The 19511-nt window shown below is 51.9% G+C and carries 17 protein-coding genes; 6 read left to right on the forward strand and 11 right to left on the reverse strand.

The window, feature by feature from the left end; genetic code table 11:
- Positions 1-4 precede the first annotated feature (4 nt).
- The 9 genes from dam to hofM all read right to left on the reverse strand — a co-directional run bounded on the left by dam (position 5) and on the right by hofM (position 7694).
- Complete coding sequence (dam, locus tag BEA93_RS09095; RefSeq protein WP_000742158.1) at positions 5-841, reverse strand: adenine-specific DNA-methyltransferase; 837 nt, start codon at positions 839-841, stop codon at positions 5-7.
- Positions 842-947: 106 nt separating this feature from the next.
- Positions 948-2246: a cell division protein DamX gene (gene damX, locus BEA93_RS09100; protein WP_016249277.1), complete on the reverse strand. Its 1299-nt coding sequence runs from the start codon at positions 2244-2246 to the stop codon at positions 948-950.
- Positions 2247-2337: 91 nt separating this feature from the next.
- Entirely contained in the window at positions 2338-3426 is a 1089-nt protein-coding gene (gene aroB / locus BEA93_RS09105) for a 3-dehydroquinate synthase (RefSeq protein ID WP_000439860.1), read from the reverse strand.
- Between the two features lie 56 nt (positions 3427-3482).
- Positions 3483-4004: a shikimate kinase AroK gene (gene aroK / locus BEA93_RS09110; protein WP_000818619.1), complete on the reverse strand. Its 522-nt coding sequence runs from the start codon at positions 4002-4004 to the stop codon at positions 3483-3485.
- A gap of 400 nt (positions 4005-4404) precedes the next feature.
- The gene (gene hofQ, locus BEA93_RS09115; RefSeq protein ID WP_000815959.1) at positions 4405-5646 is read right to left on the reverse strand and encodes a DNA uptake porin HofQ; all 1242 of its coding nucleotides are present in this window, start codon (positions 5644-5646) and stop codon (positions 4405-4407) included.
- Entirely contained in the window at positions 5555-5962 is a 408-nt protein-coding gene (locus BEA93_RS09120) for a HofP DNA utilization family protein (protein ID WP_016249278.1), read from the reverse strand. Before BEA93_RS09120 ends, hofQ begins: the two co-directional genes overlap by 92 nt.
- Positions 5952-6392: a HofO family protein gene (locus BEA93_RS09125; protein WP_001517223.1), complete on the reverse strand. Its 441-nt coding sequence runs from the start codon at positions 6390-6392 to the stop codon at positions 5952-5954. Before BEA93_RS09125 ends, BEA93_RS09120 begins: the two co-directional genes overlap by 11 nt.
- Complete coding sequence (locus BEA93_RS09130; protein WP_105224511.1) at positions 6376-6915, reverse strand: PilN domain-containing protein; 540 nt, start codon at positions 6913-6915, stop codon at positions 6376-6378. Before BEA93_RS09130 ends, BEA93_RS09125 begins: the two co-directional genes overlap by 17 nt.
- On the reverse strand, positions 6915-7694 hold the full coding sequence (hofM, locus tag BEA93_RS09135) for a DNA utilization protein HofM (RefSeq protein ID WP_105224510.1): 780 nt from the start codon (positions 7692-7694) through the stop codon (positions 6915-6917). Before hofM ends, BEA93_RS09130 begins: the two co-directional genes overlap by 1 nt.
- 119 nt (positions 7695-7813) lie before the next feature.
- On the opposite strand from hofM, the gene mrcA reads away from it, so the two are divergent.
- Positions 7814-10366: a peptidoglycan glycosyltransferase/peptidoglycan DD-transpeptidase MrcA gene (mrcA, locus tag BEA93_RS09140; protein WP_016262610.1), complete on the forward strand. Its 2553-nt coding sequence runs from the start codon at positions 7814-7816 to the stop codon at positions 10364-10366.
- Between the two features lie 151 nt (positions 10367-10517).
- Here the strand turns inward: mrcA and nudE are convergent, their stop codons facing one another.
- Entirely contained in the window at positions 10518-11078 is a 561-nt protein-coding gene (nudE, locus tag BEA93_RS09145) for an ADP compounds hydrolase NudE (RefSeq protein WP_000045743.1), read from the reverse strand.
- 321 nt (positions 11079-11399) lie between these two features.
- Between nudE and igaA the strand changes: the two genes are divergently transcribed.
- The 4 genes from igaA to hslO all read left to right on the forward strand — a co-directional run bounded on the left by igaA (position 11400) and on the right by hslO (position 15582).
- Positions 11400-13535, forward strand: a complete 2136-nt coding sequence (gene igaA, locus BEA93_RS09150) for an intracellular growth attenuator protein IgaA (protein ID WP_105224509.1) — start codon at positions 11400-11402, stop codon at positions 13533-13535.
- Positions 13536-13598: 63 nt separating this feature from the next.
- A complete protein-coding gene (gene yrfG, locus BEA93_RS09155) occupies positions 13599-14267 on the forward strand; it encodes a GMP/IMP nucleotidase (RefSeq protein ID WP_000547898.1) in 669 nt (222 codons plus the stop codon).
- Positions 14268-14277: 10 nt separating this feature from the next.
- Entirely contained in the window at positions 14278-14679 is a 402-nt protein-coding gene (hslR, locus tag BEA93_RS09160; protein WP_000660493.1) for a ribosome-associated heat shock protein Hsp15, read from the forward strand.
- Positions 14680-14703: 24 nt separating this feature from the next.
- Positions 14704-15582 (forward strand): Hsp33 family molecular chaperone HslO, encoded by an 879-nt coding sequence (gene hslO, locus BEA93_RS09165; protein ID WP_105224516.1) that lies wholly within the window; start codon positions 14704-14706, stop codon positions 15580-15582.
- A gap of 149 nt (positions 15583-15731) precedes the next feature.
- Here hslO and BEA93_RS09170 read toward each other — a convergent pair whose 3' ends face one another.
- Entirely contained in the window at positions 15732-17456 is a 1725-nt protein-coding gene (locus tag BEA93_RS09170; protein ID WP_105224508.1) for a DUF4153 domain-containing protein, read from the reverse strand.
- A gap of 377 nt (positions 17457-17833) precedes the next feature.
- On the opposite strand from BEA93_RS09170, the gene pckA reads away from it, so the two are divergent.
- Positions 17834-19456, forward strand: a complete 1623-nt coding sequence (pckA, locus tag BEA93_RS09175) for a phosphoenolpyruvate carboxykinase (ATP) (RefSeq protein WP_001517232.1) — start codon at positions 17834-17836, stop codon at positions 19454-19456.
- Positions 19457-19511 lie beyond the last annotated feature (55 nt).

Genomic DNA, 19511 nt, shown 5'->3' on the forward strand with positions numbered 1-19511 from the left:
AGAATTATTTTTTCGCGGGTGAAACGACTCCTGGTTTGTACAAAGCCAGCAGTTCGTCCACCTTTTTACGTGTGCCGCCGTTGCTGCTTATACTGCGTCGAACTTTGACGACATGCAATTTTGCGCGCTGATACCACTCGCGCGTTAGCGCAGTATCATGATTGGAAATCAGTACCGGGATCTGGCGATCAACCAAACCTTCAGCAATCTCCGCCAGATGCGCTTGTTGTTCAAGAGTAAAACTATTTGTGTGATACGCCGTAAAGTTGGCGGTTGCAGAAAGTGGTGCATAAGGCGGATCGCAATAAACGACGGATGCATCATCCGCGCGCGCCATGCTGTCGGCGTAAGACTCACAATAGAAAAAGGCATTCTGCGCTTTTTCGGCAAAGTGATACAACTCTGCTTCCGGGAAATAGGGTTTTTTGTAACGGCCGAATGGCACATTAAATTCACCGCGCAGATTGTAACGGCACAGACCGTTGTACCCGTAGCGATTCAGATATAAAAACAGTACCGCCCGGCGGAAGGGATCCTGACTTTTGTTGAACTCTTCGCGGAACTGATAGTAGACCTCAGCGCAATTTGTCTCAGGAACAAACAGCTCGTGAGCAGCCTGTACGTACTCATCGGTACGCGTCTTCACAATGTTGTAGAGACTGATCAGGTCGCTATTGATATCAGCAAGGACATAACGAGAAAAGTCGGTGTTGAGAAACACCGACCCGGCACCCACAAAAGGCTCAACCAAACATTCGCCCTTAGGCAAATGTCGTTTAATATCATCAAGCAGGGGATATTTGCCCCCTGCCCACTTCAAAAAAGCGCGATTTTTCTTCATGCTGACTAACTAATTACACCTTCTCCGGCTGTGGAGAAAGCTCCGACAGCATCCAGCGCTTCAGGCAGTTCCCGCAACGGTAAACCATTGCGGGAAATAGCCTTGATTACTTCAAATCGGCCTGTACCTGACGCAGCGGTTTCGCCCACGGGTTTTTGGCCTGAACATCGGCTGGCAATGTAGATACCGCTTTTTTCGCTTCTTCTTTCGAAGCGTACACGCCAGAAACCAAGACATACCACGGCTGACCGTTACGCGTCGTTTCATAGACAACGTAGTTTTTCAGATTCTCTTTCTTCGCCCAACCGTTCAGGTTGTCGTAGTTAGAAGAACTGCTTAGCTGCAGAGTGTAATGGCTGGACGGTGCCGATTTCAACGAGCCGACATTGCCTGTGGTCTTCGCCCCAGCGGCTGGTGTTGCCGTGGTTTGCGCCGGAGATGCCGTTTGTGCAGGCTCCGTGCTGGCGGTCGCTTTTGGCGCAGGCGTTGCTACTGGCGTAGAAGTCGCAGCAGGTGCCCTGGTGCTCACCACTGGCGCAGCCGGTTCAGTATGCTTCGGCTGTTGTGCTACTGGCTTCGGTTCCGTTTTCACGGTTGCTTGCGGTTTCTTCGGTTCAATCACCGTCTGCTGACGTGCCGGACGCGTGGTGGTCGGACGTTCAGCAGTTTGCGTTTTCGCCGTATCACGCGATGCATTGCCATTGCGAACTGGGGCTACAGTCGCAGGTTCGGTCGGCAGCGTGGAGTTGACCGCCACATTGTTCAACTGCTGCTGATTTTGTGGTTGTGTCAGCGCGTTATTCAGATCGCCCTGCACTTCAACACGTTGCTGCCCATCCATTGCCGCCGGGGATTGCCCCTGAGTCGGCGTAGAAGAGATCGGTGGCAGAGAAACATCCTGCTGGGTATTTTGCGCAGACGTGGTTCCCGGCGCTGGCTGCACACCATTCGCCTGATCGACCGCATTACCAGAAAGATCAATACTCTTCTCACCAGACGCAGTTTGATCGCTGGAAGAGGTCGAGGGGGCTTTTAGCGCAGAACCGATACCGATGATCAACAACAACAGAACCAGAATGCCGACGCCCATCATCATATACTGACGAGAAGCCGGTTTGCTGGCTGCTTTTTTACGCTTACGCGGACGACGCTCTACGCGCTCTTCATCCACAGCTTCATCTTCGGAATCATCAATTTCTTCTTCGATTTCCGGTTCCTCATTGCGCTCTTTTTGCGCACGAGTCGGACGGCGATCGTCAGTGTCATCAAGTTCAATATCATCAAAATTGATCTGCGGTTCGCCACGTTCAGTACGTTCTGAACGCTCAGAAGATTGACGAGAACGACCAGTACGACGATCGCTGGGATCGGGTTTCAGCTCGTCTTCTGGTTTGAATTCATCCATTTAACACCCCACTAAAAGGTTAATGCTTACCACGTTGCAATTAACCTGAAGCTAATAGACCACTTAATAAGCGGCCTGACCTTTCTTGTTGTTACGCTGATTGACAATCGGCAATAGCATTAAGAACAAGCTCGTGCGATACGCCGCCGCGAACTTCGCTTTTACCAATTGCCAACGGAAGAATTAAGCGCATTTCTCCCGCAAGGACTTTCTTGTCACGCAGCATATGCGGTAAATATGCCTGCGCGGACATTTCGCGCGGCCCATTAACCGGTAACCCAGCCCGCGTGAGCAGAGTAATAATACGCTGCGTTTCGGCAGAACTGAACTGCCCAAGACGTTCCGACGTCCGCGCCGCCATCACCATACCTGCAGCAACCGCTTCGCCGTGTAACCAATTGCCATAGCCCATTTCAGCTTCAATGGCATGACCAAAGGTATGTCCCAGATTCAGTAAAGCACGTAAGCCGGATTCGCGCTCGTCGGCAGCAACAACTTCTGCTTTCAGCTCGCAACAACGACGAATACAGTACGCCATTGCCGAACCATCCAGACCGAGCAATGCATCCAGATTATCTTCCAGCCAGTTGAAAAACTCACCGTCAAGAATAATGCCGTATTTGATGACTTCCGCCAGCCCCGAAGCTAACTCTCGCGGGGGAAGCGTTTTCAGACAGTCGAGATCCACCACCACGGATGCTGGCTGATAAAAAGCGCCAATCATATTTTTACCGAGGGGATGGTTGACTGCGGTTTTGCCGCCGACGGAAGAGTCCACCTGCGACAGCAGTGTCGTCGGGACTTGAATGAAGCGAACACCGCGCTGATAGCTCGCCGCTGCAAAACCGGTAAGATCGCCCACTACACCGCCGCCAAGCGCTACCAGCGTCGTATCGCGACCGTGCGGCTTTTGCAACAACGCCGTAAAAACGGTGTCGAGCACTGCCAGGCTTTTATACTGCTCGCCGTCAGGAAGGATAACGCTATCAACGTTAACACCCGCCTGTTCAAGTACGCCGCGAACCTTATCGAGATACAAGGGAGCCAGGGTTTCGTTGGTGACCAACATCACCTGCTCGCCCGATTTCAGCGGTAAGAATGAAGCTGGTTCGTTAAACAAACCAGATGCGATGGTAATTGGGTAACTACGTTCCCCGAGAGTAACGACTATCCTCTCCATAACGCGACATCCACCTTAATTACTGTACCCGCAGACGAGTGTATATAAAGCCAGAATTAGTTGCTTTCCAGCATGTGAATAATCTGGTTTGCGACCACTTTGGCGCTTTGATCATCAGTACGAATGGTCACGTCGGCAATCTCTTCATACAGCGGATTGCGTTCATTAGCCAACGCTTCCAGAACTTCACGCGGCGGCGTTTCAACGTGCAGCAACGGGCGTTTTTTATCACGCTGCGTGCGCGCAAGTTGCTTTTCGATGGTCGTTTCAAGATAAACGACAACACCACGTGCGGAAAGACGGTTACGCGTTTCGCGGGATTTCACAGAGCCGCCGCCAGTAGCCAGCACAATACCCTGCTTCTCGGTCAACTCATTGATGACCTTTTCTTCGCGTTCGCGGAAGCCTTCTTCGCCTTCTAAATCGAAAACCCAGCCCACATCAGCTCCGGTTCGTTTCTCAATCTCTTGATCGGAATCGTAAAATTCCATATTGAGTTGTTGAGCTAACTGGCGCCCAATAGTGCTTTTTCCGGCACCCATAGGCCCAACCAGAAAGATATTGCGTTTCTCTGCCATTTTTTCGGTACTACTAAGACTATTCGTTAATGATAAACCCGCTTCGCTCAGAGAGCGCCGCAGGACATGAACTGAAACCTCATAAGATATTGCGAGAGTCAGACTGAAAATTATCTCAATACTCCAGCGGGTTTGGCAACTGAATAAATCGCCCCTCCCTCTGCATATCTGGTCGTTGCAGGTGCACTGCCTTGCTATCACCGCTCTGGCGATAAATCACCGGGTAAGATTAGCGTAAAAAAGACAGCAAAATGCCGCGTGAAAGATAAATCACCATCATATAACGCAGGCAGCAAGGAACACCGACTCTCAAATCGGTACTCCTTGTATGCTAAATACCTGCGCACGTCAAATAGATGAAACATGTTCAGCATAAAAACATCGCCGTTTTTGCGGTGATTTACTCACTGGAAACCAACCGTGGCGTGATAAACACCACTAACTCACGTCGTTCATCTTCTTTTCCGTCATGACGAAATAATTGCCCGAACCAGGGGATATCGCCCAGCAGCGGTACGCTATCCTGTCCCGATTTATTTTTACGGGTAAAGATGCCGCCCAGTGCCAGCGTTTCTCCGCTTTTGACTTCAACCTGCGTTTCGATCTCCTGTTTATCAATCGCCAGCACTTCGCCATCGGCCTGTTGTAGTACTTGCCCCGGCACGTTCTGGCTGATGTGTAATTTCAACCGGATGCGGCCTTTTTGTAACACTGTAGGCGTGACCTCCATTCCCAGTACGGCCTCTTTAAATTCCACCGACGTCGCGCCGCTTTCACCGCTGGAAACCTGATACGGGATCTCGCTTCCTTGTTTAATGCTGGCAGGCTGGAGATGCGAGGCCAGCAGACGCGGGCTGGCGATAATATCCAGTTGCTGTTTTTGTTCGAGTGCGGAAAGCTCCAAATCCAGTAAACGCCCGTTGATGCGCCCAATGTTAAACCCGATATGCGTCGTCGCCGTCGCCACGGAAAGATCGCTTCCAAGTGCGGTCACTTGCCCAACGCCGCCAGCTTGTTGCGCATCTGCCAGCGTCCATTTCACCCCCAATTCCCGCAAACTTTTTTTATTAATAGTGACAATGTGCGCCGACAGTTCAACTTGCCCGACCGGCAAATCCATTTGCGCAACCCACTGTTCCAGCGCAGTTAACGCAGCTTTGTTATCACGTAGCAAAAGGCGATTGGTGCGTTTATCGACGGTCATACTGCCTTTGGCGCTAAGCAACTTCTCCCCTGCTTTCGCCAGCTCTCCGGCATCTGCGTATTGCAGAGTAATATTGCGATTTTCCAGCGGAAGATTCGCCTGCGCCCGCGCCTGTTCAGCCTCCTGACGGGCGATATTGTCATTCTGCCAGGCAACAGAATGCACCGAGAGAATGTTGCCTTCCTGGCGCGTTATCAGCCCGGCGCTTTTCACTACGGTTTGTAGTGCCTGCTTCCAGGGAACGTCAGTGAGATGTAATGACACCGTACCGTTGACGTCAGGCGAGACCACCAGGTTTAACTTTTCCTGTTCAGCCAGTGCCTGTAAAACCTGAGCTACCGGAACATCATCCACCATCAGCGTGACTTTTTGCGGCTTTGCCGCCTGTACGATGGGTATCATGATTATCAGCAGTAGCGCGGCTATCCATTGCTTCATTTTTATCTCCTTGCCGTTGCCACAACCACTGTGGCGGTTCGCAGTTTTTTCCGGTTCTCAGCGTTAATGTTTCTGGCGTCAGTTGAAAAATCGTCCAGCCATTCTCCAGCACATCGTTTTGCTGTACCCGTCGCCATTTCTTTTGGCCATCTTTTATTACGCCAATAACGCGGTCGCCTCGCCCTATTATTCCCTGATAACGCCACTGGCTGAGTTCGCTAATCCGGCATATATCCTCCGACGGTTTAAAAGGGTCACGCATCCCCGTTAAAAGGCATAATGCAACACCCGCCAACAACCAGCGTTTACCCCTCATGTGGCGTCTCCAGTTGTAGCGTGAACAAAAGTTCATCACCTTCCACGCTTAACGAAAAACGGCTCACGCTGACATTGCGTTCTGCCAGGCGTGTAAATGCAGACGGCACCGCTTCCCAAAGCGTTTTCAACGCCAACTCGCCTCCCTGGGCGGACGGGTGCCAGTAAACCAGTTGCGCGCCGGGCAACTGAAAATCCAGCGGCGAAAATGGCAATGTCTTTTCTTCGCTGATGAGAGTGGTATCTACCAGGCGATACAGTGCGACGGATTGCTGGTGATTCGTTGCTCGCAGTCGGGTTAATGCATCGCTCTCTTCCTGGCGTGCCAATGAAAGAAAGAGGAGCGTGAATAACACCAGCAACCAGAGCGTCCACCCAAACAGGCGGATACGGGGTGATGTGGCATACCACCAGTCAAAGAACGTGTTCATCGCTAACTTTCCTTGTTAACCGATACTCAAATTGCCAGCGTCCTTGTGCATCCTGCTGCGTGGCCCCACGCTGGTTGAGCTGAAAAGTAGCATCCTGACGAAGTGACGTTTCCAGCGCATTTAACGCGGTAATGTTCGCCGTAAGTCCCTTTACCTCCAGCGTTCCCTGCTGCCAGCTTATCGTGGTCAGCCAGGCGTGCTCCGGTAAAAGCGTCGCCAGTGACTCCAGTGCAGATTGCCAGTCGCGGGTAAATTGTCGCTGGCGCTGACGTTGCAAACGCTGTTCGCGAAATTGTTGGCGCTCCAGCAAACGCGGCTTAGTAACCTGTAAGCCACGGGCAATTTGCTGTTCTGCCTGAAGTAAAACAGCATCTACGCGAGCTTCGGCGTTGCTTGTCAGACGCAGCATTTGCGTTATCACAACAGCCAACAGCAAAGGAGCAACGAACATCAGCAACCAGAAGCGAAAAAAGGTTGTCCGGCGTTGCTGTCGCCAGGGCAAAAAATTGATTGGCGGATTCATCAGCGCGTCTCCCCAAGCGCCAGACCCAGCGCAATAGCGAAGTCTCCACCAGGCGGCGGTAGCGGCGGCTGACGAACAGAAACCGCGTCCCAGGGGTCAAACCCACCTTCACCACATATCGCGACACTTTCGGGGTCAACAGCTAACGCCGCCGCCAGCTCATTCGCGCTTGTCATCCCTACCGCCAGTTTGCGCCCCCAGCTATAACGCATCGCCCATAGCCACTGTTCGTTATCACGCCAGGCCAGGCACCGCTGATGAGAGGGTAAAAAAGGCAGGAATCGCTGCAAAGCGCAGGCGTCTGGGGTAATCGCACTAACGTGAACACGCAATCTTTCTGCCAGGGTAAGCAGCGTCGCCAGCTCTTTGCTTTGCGCAGCGGTCACGTTATAAGCAGGGCTTAGCGAATCTTCGCTGTAATCAAAGCGCAGGGAGTCCGGTTCCATATCCAGCTCGCGGGCCATCGTACCTGTCAGCCAGGCCGTTTGCTCCCGTTCACCGAGGGACATCGCCGGACGCGGTATTGCCCTCTGTAACGTGCGGCTGGCAGGAAATGCCAACATAATGTGATGACGGCGCGGCAGTTCACGACTCCACGGTAACAACGTTTTGGCCAGCCGTTCCGCGTCAATAATGCGCCCATCTTTGATAATGTCTGTTGCCAGCGGCAAGCGCCACCAGCGTTGTAAAAAGCATTCTTTAGCGCCACGCACGATAGCAACCGCCACCGCTTCTTGCTGTTGTAAATGCAAACCAATTTGCCAGATCTTAAATGCCATTGTGATGATCTCCTTATCCCCCGTCACTCTGACGGGTATATCAATGCGTCTGGCTTGCCTTTATACTACCGCGCGTTTGTTTATAAACTGCCCAAATGAAACTAAATGGGAAATTTCCAGTGAAGTTCGTAAAGTATTTATTGATCCTTGCAGTCTGTTGCATTCTGCTGGGAGCAGGCTCGATTTATGGCCTCTACCGCTACATCGAGCCACAACTGCCGGATGTGGCGACATTAAAAGATGTACGCCTGCAAATTCCGATGCAGATTTACAGTGCCGATGGCGAGCTAATTGCTCAATACGGTGAAAAACGTCGTATTCCGGTTACGTTGGATCAAATCCCGCCGGAAATGGTGAAAGCCTTTATTGCGACGGAAGACAGCCGCTTCTACGAGCATCACGGTGTTGACCCGGTGGGGATCTTCCGTGCGGCAAGCGTGGCGCTGTTCTCCGGCCACGCATCACAAGGGGCGAGCACCATCACCCAACAACTGGCGAGAAACTTCTTCCTGAGTCCAGAACGCACGTTGATGCGTAAAATTAAGGAAGTCTTCCTTGCGATTCGTATTGAACAGTTGCTGACGAAAGACGAAATCCTCGAGCTTTATCTGAACAAGATTTACCTCGGTTACCGCGCCTATGGTGTCGGTGCTGCGGCACAAGTCTATTTCGGTAAAACGGTCGATCAATTGACGCTGAACGAAATGGCGGTGATTGCCGGGCTACCGAAAGCCCCCTCCACCTTCAACCCGCTCTACTCTATGGATCGTGCCGTTGCGCGACGGAACGTCGTGCTGTCGCGAATGTTGGACGAAGGGTATATCACTCAACAGCAGTACGCTCAGACACGCACTGAGCCGGTTAACGCCAACTATCACGCACCGGAGATCGCCTTCTCAGCGCCGTATCTCACCGAAATGGTACGCCAGGAGATGTATAACCGTTACGGCGAAAGCGCTTATGAAGACGGTTATCGCATTTACACTACCATTACCCGCAAAGTGCAGCAGGCCGCACAGCAAGCAGTACGTAATAACGTTCTGGACTACGACATGCGTCATGGCTATCGCGGCCCAGCCAATGTGCTGTGGAAAGCAGGTGAGTCAGCGTGGGATGACAAAAAGATTACCGATACGCTGAAGGCGCTGCCGACCTATGGTCCGCTGCTGCCTGCCGCGGTCACCCGCGCCAACCCGCAGGAAGCGACAGCAATGCTGGCGGACGGAACATCTGTAACGCTGCGAATGGAAGGAGTGCGCTGGGCGCGGCCTTATCGTTCAGATACTCAGCAGGGACCGACGCCGCGTAAAGTGAGCGATGTTGTGCAAACAGGTCAGCAAATCTGGGTTCGCCAGATGGGCGATGCCTGGTGGCTGGCACAGGTGCCGGAAGTGAACTCTGCGCTGGTATCTATCAATCCACAAAACGGCGCGGTTATGGCGCTGGTCGGTGGCTTTGACTTCAACCAGAGCAAATTTAACCGCGCCACCCAGGCGCTGCGTCAGGTTGGTTCGAATATCAAGCCTTTCCTCTACACCGCAGCGATGGATAAAGGTCTGACGCTGGCAAGTATGTTGAACGATGTGCCGATTTCCCGCTGGGATGCAGGCGCGGGTTCAGACTGGCAGCCGAAAAACTCACCACCGCAGTATGCCGGTCCAATCCGTTTACGCCAGGGGCTGGGTCAGTCGAAAAACGTGGTAATGGTACGAGCGATGCGTGCGATGGGCGTGGACTATGCCGCAGAGTATTTGCAACGCTTCGGCTTCCCGGCACAAAACATTGTCCACACTGAATCGCTGGCGCTGGGTTCTGCTTCCTTCACGCCGCTACAGGTGGCGCGTGGGTACGCAGTGATGGCTAATGGTGGCTTCCTGGTTGACCCCTGGTTTATCAGCAAAATTGAAAACGACCAGGGTGGCGTGATTTTCGAAGCTAAACCGAAAGTAGCCTGCCCGGAATGTGATATTCCGGTGATTTACGGTGATACGCAAAAATCGAACGTGCTGGAAAATAGCGACGTTGAAGATGTTGCTACCTCTCGCTCGCAGCAGAATGTTTCCGTTCCAATGCCGCAACTGGAGCAGGCTAATCAGACATTAGTGGCGAAGACTGGCGCGCCAGAGTACGCACCGCACGTCATCAGCACACCGCTGGCATTCCTGATTAAGAGCGCCCTGAACACCAATATCTTTGGTGAACCAGGTTGGCAGGGCACCGGCTGGCGCGCAGGCCGTGATTTACAACGTCATGATATTGGCGGGAAAACCGGGACAACCAACAGCTCGAAAGATGCGTGGTTTTCGGGTTACGGTCCAGGCGTTGTGACCTCGGTATGGATTGGCTTTGACGATCACCGCCGCAATCTCGGCCACACCACGGCTTCCGGCGCGATTAAAGATCAGATCTCGGGTTATGAAGGTGGAGCGAAGAGCGCGCAGCCAGCATGGGATGCTTATATGAAAGCCGTGCTGGAAGGCGTGCCGGAACAACCATTGACACCGCCACCAGGCATTGTGACGGTGAATATCGATCGCAGCACCGGGCAACTGGCTAATGGTGGCAACAGCCGCGAAGAGTATTTCATCGAAGGTACGCAGCCTACACAGCAGGCGGTGCGCGAGGTGGGAACGACCATTATCGATAATGGTGAGGCGCAGGAATTGTTCTAAAAACGACGCCCGGCAACGTTAATGTTGTCGGGCTTTTTTTGCCGGATGCGGCACAAGTGCCTTATCTGGTCTACAAAATCGTGAACACTCAATATATTGCAGGAACCGCGTAGGCCTGATAAACGTAGCGCATCAGGCAAGCCTCACGTATTTACAACCGCCCCTGCCCCTTCAACCACTCACGTACCAGGAACAGCGCACTGACATTGCGCGCTTCGTTGAAATCAGGGTCTTCGAGCAAATCCATCATATGCGCCAGCGGCCAGCGCACTTGCGGCAGCGGCTCTGGCTCATCGCCTTCCAGCGATTCAGGGTAGAGATCCTGCGCCACCACGATATTCATTTTGCTGGAAAAGTAAGACGGTGCCATGCTGAGCTTCTTCAAGAAAGTCAGATCGTTCGCACCAAATCCCACTTCTTCTTTTAGCTCGCGGTTAGCGGCTTCATAGACACTTTCACCGGGGTCAATTAACCCTTTCGAAAATCCTAACTCGTAGGATTCAGTTCCCACTGCGTATTCGCGGATCAAAATCAGGTGATCGTCCACAATCGGCACAATCATCACGGCTTCCCGGTTGGTTGGACGCATTCGTTCATAAACACGCCGCACGCCGTTGCTGAACTCCAGATCCACGCTTTCGACGGTAAACAATCGGGAACGGGCTACAGTTTCAACATTCAGAATGGTGGGTTTTTGTAATGATTTGCTCATCGTGGAATCTATGCTGTGAAATCAGCAGTTATTGTGCGATATCGGACACGCTTTCGGCAATGTGAATTGCATGTTATTTACATTTACGTAACCTAATAAATAATCATTCTCAAATCAAATAAAAAGTCAATAGGTTGAAATAAGTCCAGGAATTTGCTGATATTCCGCCCTCAGAGGGTTTGCTATGATCAGCGGTTACTGGGATGCGCTTAATGATGCTCAAGTTCAACTCCACGCTTGCCGATAGCCAACCGCAGAATCCTATATTGTGTCCAGGATGCGACTAACCACACCTGACAAATTAAGTAAGATGGGGAAAGCATGAGCACCATTGTGATTTTTTTAGCTGCTTTGCTGGCCTGCTCACTACTTGCAGGATGGCTGATAAAAGTACGCTCCAGGCGACGTCCACTGTCCTGGGCTAACGCCTTCGCTGATGCGCAAACGCGCAAACTCACTTCTGAAGAACGTAGCGCCGTTGAAAATTATCTCGACAGTCTGACGCAGGTTTTGCAGGTTCCCGGCCCAACGGGTGCCAGCACGGCTCCTGTTTCTCTGACCCTGAACGCCGAAAGCAACAACGTCATGATGTTGACGCACGCCATCACGCGTTATGGCATTTCTACCGACGATCCAAACAAATGGCGTTACTATCTCGATTCGGTGGAAGTCCACCTGCCCCCGTTCTGGGAGCAGTACATCAACGATGAAAATACCGTTGAACTGATCCATACCGATTCGCTGCCGCTGGTTATTTCACTCAACGGTCATACGCTGCAAGAGTACATGCAGGAAACTCGCGGCTATGCGTTACAGCCAGTCCCGTCAACGCAGGCGTCTATTCGCGGAGAAGAAAGCGAACAAATTGAATTACTCAATATTCGCAAAGAAACGCACGAAGAGTATGCGCTTAGTCGCCCGCGTGGGCTGCGTGAAGCGTTACTGATTGTCGCCTCCTTCCTGATGTTCTTTTTCTGCCTGATTACCCCGGATGTCTTTGTTCCGTGGCTGGCTGGTGGCGCATTACTGCTGCTGGGAGCAGGCCTGTGGGGGCTATTTGCGCCGCCGGCAAAATCATCCCTGCGGGAGATCCACTGTCTGCGTGGTACGCCGCGTCGTTGGGGATTATTTGGCGAAAACGATCAGGAACAAATCAACAATATCTCGCTCGGTATTATCGACCTGGTCTATCCCGCGCACTGGCAGCCTTATATTGCCCAGGATCTGGGGCAGCAAACGGATATCGATATCTACCTTGATCGGCATGTGGTACGCCAGGGACGCTATCTTTCGCTGCATGACGAAGTGAAAAACTTCCCGCTGCAACACTGGCTACGCAGTACGGTTATCGCTGCCGGATCGCTGCTGGTGCTGTTTATGCTGCTGTTCTGGATCCCGCTGGATATGCCGCTGAAATTCACCCTCTCCTGGATGAAAGGCGCGCAGACCATTGAGGCCACCAGCGTTAAACAACTGGCAGATGCCGGAGTACGTGTAGGCGATACCTTACGTCTTAGCGGTACAGGGATGTGTAATATCCGCACTTCCGGCACCTGGAGCGCGAAAACCAATTCACCGTTTTTGCCATTTGACTGCTCGCAGATCATCTGGAATGACGCCCGTTCATTGCCATTACCAGAGTCTGAACTGGTCAACAAGGCCACGGCACTGACCGAGGCAGTAAACCGCCAGTTGCACCCGAAACCGGATGATGAATCTCGCGTCAGCGCCTCATTGCGTTCAGCAATTCAGAAATCCGGCATGGTACTGCTTGATGACTTTGGCGACATTGTGCTGAAGACGGCTGATCTCTGTGCTGCCAAAGATGATTGTGTACGGTTGAAAAATGCGCTGGTAAATCTCGGCAACAGTAAGGACTGGGACGCACTGGTAAAACGCGCCAACGCCGGAAAACTCGACGGTGTCAATGTGTTACTCCGCCCGGTGAGTGCAGAATCACTCGATAACCTGGTGGAAACCTCTACAGCACCATTCATCACTCATGAAACGGCGCGAGCGGCGCAATCACTGAATAGCCCGGCACCGGGAGGATTCCTGATTGTCAGCGACGAAGGCAGTGATTTAGTCGATCAACCGTGGCCTGCGGTTTCGCTTTATGATTATCCGCCACAAGAGCAGTGGAACGCCTTCCAGAAGCTGGCACAAATGTTGATGCATACGCCTTTTAACGCCGAGGGGATCGTCACCAAAATTTTCACCGACGCCAACGGCACGCAGCATATCGGCCTGCACCCCATCCCGGATCGCTCCGGACTGTGGCGCTATCTGGGCACGACATTGCTGTTGCTAACGATGCTGGGCAGCACCATCTATAATGGCGTGCAGGCCTGGCGACGATGCCAGCGTCACCGTACCCGTATGCTAAAAATTCAGGAATACTACGAAAACTGCCTGAATTCGAAACTGCTGACATCTTCAGAAAGCCTCATCGAATAACACGTTTGCGCGGCAGGTTATGCTACCCTGTCGCGCAAATTGCTTCACTCTGGAGATTCCCCCATGCATATCAACATTGCCTGGCAGGACGTAGACACCGTTCTGCTGGATATGGACGGCACACTGCTCGACCTCGCTTTCGATAACTATTTCTGGCAAAAGCTGGTGCCCGAAACCTGGGGCGCGCAGAACGGTGTCACGCCACAAGAAGCGATGGAATATATGCGCCAGCAATATCACGACGTGCAGCATACGCTAAACTGGTACTGTCTTGATTACTGGAGTGAGCAACTGGGCCTGGATATTTGCGCGATGACCACCGAAATGGGGCCACGCGCCGTGCTGCGTGAAGATACCATTCCGTTTCTTGAAGCTCTGAAAGCCAGCGGCAAGCGGCGAATTTTGCTCACTAACGCCCATCCGCACAATCTGGCGGTAAAACTCGAGCATACCGGTCTGGACGCACACCTTGATTTATTACTTTCCACCCACACATTTGGTTATCCGAAAGAGGATCAGCGGTTATGGCATGCGGTGGCCGAAGCTACGGGTCTGAAAGCTGAAAGAACGCTGTTTATTGATGACAGCGAAGCGATTCTCGACGCTGCCGCGCAATTTGGTATTCGTTACTGCCTCGGCGTTACTAATCCCGACTCAGGGATTGCTGAAAAACAGTATGAGCGCCATCCGTCACTGAATGACTACCGCCGCCTGATCCCCTCGCTAATGTGAAGGAGACGCCATGAAAGAAAAACCTGCTGTTGAGGTTCGACTGGATAAATGGCTATGGGCCGCCCGTTTTTATAAAACCCGCGCGCTGGCCCGCGAAATGATTGAAGGCGGTAAGGTGCATTACAACGGGCAGCGCAGCAAGCCGAGTAAAGTCGTCGAACTGAATGCCACGCTCACACTGCGCCAGGGAAATGACGAGCGAACAGTAATTGTGAAGGCGATTACTGAGCAGCGTCGCCCCGCCAGCGAGGCGGTCTTGCTGTATGAAGAGACTGCGGAAAGTGTAGAGAAACGCGAAAAAATGGCGCTGGCACGTAAACTTAATGCCTTAACCATGCCGCACCCGGACCGACGCCCGGACAAAAAAGAGCGCCGCGACCTGTTACGATTTAAACACGGCGACAGTGAATAACTGTCACCTGCAAGAGAGATGATTATGCCGCAACATGACCAATTACATCGCTATCTGTTTGAAAACTTTGCCGTGCGCGGCGAACTGGTAACCGTTTCGGAAACCCTGCAACAGCTCCTTGAGAATCACGATTATCCGCAGCCGGTGAAAAACGTGCTGGCAGAACTGCTGGTCGCAACCAGCCTGCTGACCGCTACACTGAAGTTTGATGGTGATATCACCGTGCAACTACAAGGCGACGGCCCGATGAATCTGGCGGTCATCAACGGAAACAACAAACAGCAGATGCGCGGCGTCGCACGCGTGCAGGGCGAAATTCCAGAAAATGCCGATCTGAAAACGCTGGTCGGTAACGGTTATGTGGTAATTACCATTACGCCGAGCGAAGGCGAACGCTATCAGGGCGTCGTTGGTCTGGAAGGTGATACCCTGGCAGCTTGCCTGGAAGATTACTTTATGCGTTCTGAACAGTTGCCGACGCGCCTGTTTATTCGCACCGGCGAAGTAGATGGTAAGCCTGCCGCTGGCGGCATGCTGTTGCAGGTGATGCCTGCGCAAAATGCCCAGCAGGATGACTTCAATCACCTGGCGACACTGACCGAAACCATCAAAACCGAAGAACTGCTGACCTTACCGGCAAACGAGGTTTTGTGGCGTTTGTATCACGAAGAAGAAGTGACGGTTTACGATCCGCAGGATGTTGAGTTCAAATGCACCTGCTCGCGTGAACGTTGCGCCGACGCGCTGAAAACGCTGCCGGATGAAGAAGTAGATAGCATCCTGGCGGAAGAAGGCGAAATTGACATGCATTGTGATTACTGTGGTAACCACTATGTGTTCAATGCGATGGATATTGCCGGGATCCGCAACAACGCATCTCCGGCAGACCCGCAGGTTCATTAATTAGTAAATCCGGCAGAGACAACTCTGCCGGATTTTTTGTCTTAATAGCCTGATGTGCTGCGCTTATCAGGCCTACGGTATAAATCGCAAGTTATTGTAGGTCAGATAAGGCGTTCGCACCGAATCCGGCAAAAATCAGATGCGCGTTGTCACTCATTCAGATTCAAATCCAGCGTTTCACCATCCACCGTAAGATCGCGCCACGCTTTAGGCTTCGTCCCCAGTTTTCCCTCCTTCGCAGCAGTGAGTAATTTTTCTTTCGTTATTTCGCGCGGAAGTAAACTCATCGTAAGCTCTTGCCATTCTTTCTTGTCAGGATCAAAGCCATAAACAATATATCTTTCACTATTAAAAGCGAAAAGAATCCCCTCAGCCCTGCCATCACTATTCAGATCTTGCTCAACCAGTACACAGGCGTCTTTTTCAATACATATCATCGCGTTATAGAGATTTTTCATCACTGCCGACCAGAATGTCGCATCCGGTTTGCCAGAACCTGGGGCAATTAATACATTATCGGCTAATGCTTTTTCCGATATCCGCTGCTGAAGACGCTGGACTCCATCAAACGCCATAAGCAGACTCCGTCTGCGTTTCGGCTCTTTCATATACTCGACATCGCTTTTCAGCGACTCGAGCGCCGCACGTCCATAGCGACCGCTCTGTTCGAGCATGTAGATACTCACCTGGTCTGGCGTGTTTTTGCCGCTCTGATAACGCGCCATATGACTGTTCACGCTAATGCGCATACTGTCCAGCACTGGAGAATTAAGCAATACCAGTATCACCAGCACCAGCAACGAAACCGCAAGATTCACTTTACCCTGAAGAACAAGGGGATTTTGCCCTTTACGCCAGACAATACTGACAAAATATCCCAGCGACCAAACCAGTAACACCACCACAGCCAGCGCACCATGCAAGCGTTCGGCAGTCCAGCCGTACTGAGCAACCCGCAACCATAACGCCCAGGCGGCAATCAGCACATACAGCGGCGTAACCAGCAGAGCGGTTTTAATCAGGTAACGCAACGGTTCAGCCCAGGGAATTGATGCTTTTTGCGGATCGCGGACAACGGCCATTAAAAGCAGTTGCAAAAAGGCCAGCGTCAAAAGCAACCCGGCGGCAGAGATATGGCGAGAAATCGCATTCAGGCCCGCAAACGGCAGGGTGATAATAAACAGCAGCGTCAGCAATGACACCAACGGCAGTAAACCCGTGGCAATTAACGTGAACAACTTTTGAATTGAGTCAATTAAACGTGACTGTGTCCGCGCCAGGATCACCGCCAGCGCAGTAACCAGCCCCAGCGTAAGATAAATAAACCAGTCGGTTGAAAAAAAGAGCGTTTTGAAAAACGTGATGCCAACAAGTTTAAATAACTCACTCCACAGTAAAAGCACCAGCCACGTCAGGCCATTGGTGATAAAAATCACTAATAATACAAGTACGTTATGCCATACCGACTGGTAAAAATAGCTATAGCGGGTAATGTCATTGTGCACACGCAGGCTCTGTTGTATCCACGGCAGCAACATCACTCCCATCAACAGCAGATAACAACCAAAATCCCAAAGCGCCTTTTCCGCTCTCCAGGGACTCATGCCATCAATTTGCCACTTCAGCCAGCCGCTCATCCCGAGAGTGGCAATCAACACTATCGCCAACCATCCCCAAAGTCGCTTCTGTTTGAAGGACACCACGGTGAAGAGTAAAACAGATGAAAGCGCCAGGGTCGCAGGCACACCATAGACAATCCAACTGTTATTTTTTCCGGCAAGCCAGGTTATCAGCAAGTAGCAAACCAGCCCCTGGAGTAATCCGGTAGCAACCATTCCCCAGCGTGTTACGGGTGAAAGTTCAACGTTGTCCATGTTGGTATCCAGATTCGAAAGGAGAGTTAATTATCGCATCCAGGCAGGACTAATTTGCTTTTTTCAGAAAATAATCAAAAAAAGTTAGCGTGGTGAATCGATACTTTATCTATTGAATTTTCATCAGTTTCATAAATGAATGCGATTACGCTCACAATATCCCTGCCATATAAACCAATTTTTAACCTTTTAAGAACATTTTCCACACCGGGAATGCTATTTCTGCGATAATAGCAACCGTTTCGTGACAGGAATCACGGAGTTTTTTGTCAAATATGAATTTCTCCAGATACGTAAATCTATGAGCCTTGTCGCGGTTAACACCCCCAAAAAGACTTTACTATTCAGGCAATACATATTGGCTAAGGAGCAGTGAAATGCGCGTTAACAATGGTTTGACCCCGCAAGAACTCGAGGCTTATGGTATCAGTGACGTACATGATATCGTTTACAACCCAAGCTATGATCTGTTGTATCAGGAAGAGCTTGATCCAAACCTGACCGGTTATGAGCGCGGGGTGTTAACTAACCTGGGTGCTGTTGCCGTCGATACCGGGATCTTCACCGGCCGCTCACCAAAAGATAAGTATATCGTCCGTGACGATACTACCCGCGATACCTTCTGGTGGGCCGACAAAGGCAAAGGTAAGAACGACAACAAACCTCTCTCTCCGGAAACCTGGCAGCATCTGAAAGGCCTGGTGACCAAACAGCTTTCCGGCAAACGCCTGTTTGTCGTTGACGCTTTCTGTGGCGCTAACCCGGACACTCGCCTTTCCGTGCGTTTCATCACCGAAGTGGCTTGGCAGGCGCATTTCGTCAAGAACATGTTTATTCGCCCGAGTGATGAAGAGCTGGAAGATTTCAAACCAGACTTTATCGTCATGAACGGCGCGAAGTGCACCAACCCGCAGTGGAAAGAACAGGGTCTGAACTCTGAAAACTTCGTTGCGTTTAACCTGACTGAGCGCATGCAGTTGATTGGTGGCACCTGGTACGGCGGCGAAATGAAGAAAGGGATGTTCTCAATGATGAACTACCTGCTGCCGCTGAAAGGCATTGCCTCCATGCACTGCTCCGCCAACGTTGGCGAGAAAGGCGATGTTGCGGTGTTCTTCGGCCTTTCCGGCACCGGTAAAACCACCCTTTCCACCGACCCGAAACGTCGCCTGATTGGCGATGACGAGCACGGCTGGGATGATGACGGCGTATTTAACTTCGAAGGCGGCTGCTACGCGAAAACCATCAAGCTGTCGAAAGAAGCAGAACCCGAAATCTACAACGCCATCCGTCGCGATGCGCTGCTGGAAAACGTCACCGTGCGTGAAGATGGCACTATCGACTTTGATGATGGTTCAAAAACCGAGAATACCCGCGTTTCTTATCCGATCTATCATATCGAAAACATCGTTAAGCCAGTCTCCAAAGCGGGCCACGCGACTAAAGTGATCTTCCTGACCGCAGATGCTTTTGGCGTACTGCCGCCGGTTTCTCGCCTGACTGCCGATCAAACCCAGTACCACTTCCTCTCAGGCTTCACCGCCAAACTGGCCGGTACTGAGCGTGGCATCACCGAACCGACGCCAACCTTCTCTGCCTGTTTCGGCGCGGCATTCCTGTCGCTGCACCCGACTCAGTACGCAGAAGTGCTGGTGAAACGTATGCAGGCGGCGGGTGCGCAGGCATATCTCGTTAACACCGGCTGGAACGGCACTGGCAAACGTATCTCCATTAAAGATACCCGCGCCATTATCGATGCCATCCTGAACGGTTCGCTGGATAACGCAGAAACCTTCACCCTGCCGATGTTTAACCTGGCGATCCCAACCGAGCTGCCGGGCGTAGACACGAAGATCCTCGATCCGCGTAACACCTACGCTTCCCCGGAACAGTGGCAGGAAAAAGCTGAAACGCTGGCGAAACTGTTTATCGACAACTTCGATAAATACACCGACACCCCTGCGGGTGCCGCGCTGGTCGCTGCTGGCCCGAAGCTGTAATCAGTTAAGTTAAGAGACAAAAGCCCCCGTTTCGCAAGATACGGGGGATTTTTTA

Origin of the sequence: Escherichia sp. MOD1-EC5950 (assembly GCF_002965345.1) — a bacterium.
Classification (GTDB): domain Bacteria; phylum Pseudomonadota; class Gammaproteobacteria; order Enterobacterales; family Enterobacteriaceae; genus Escherichia; species Escherichia marmotae.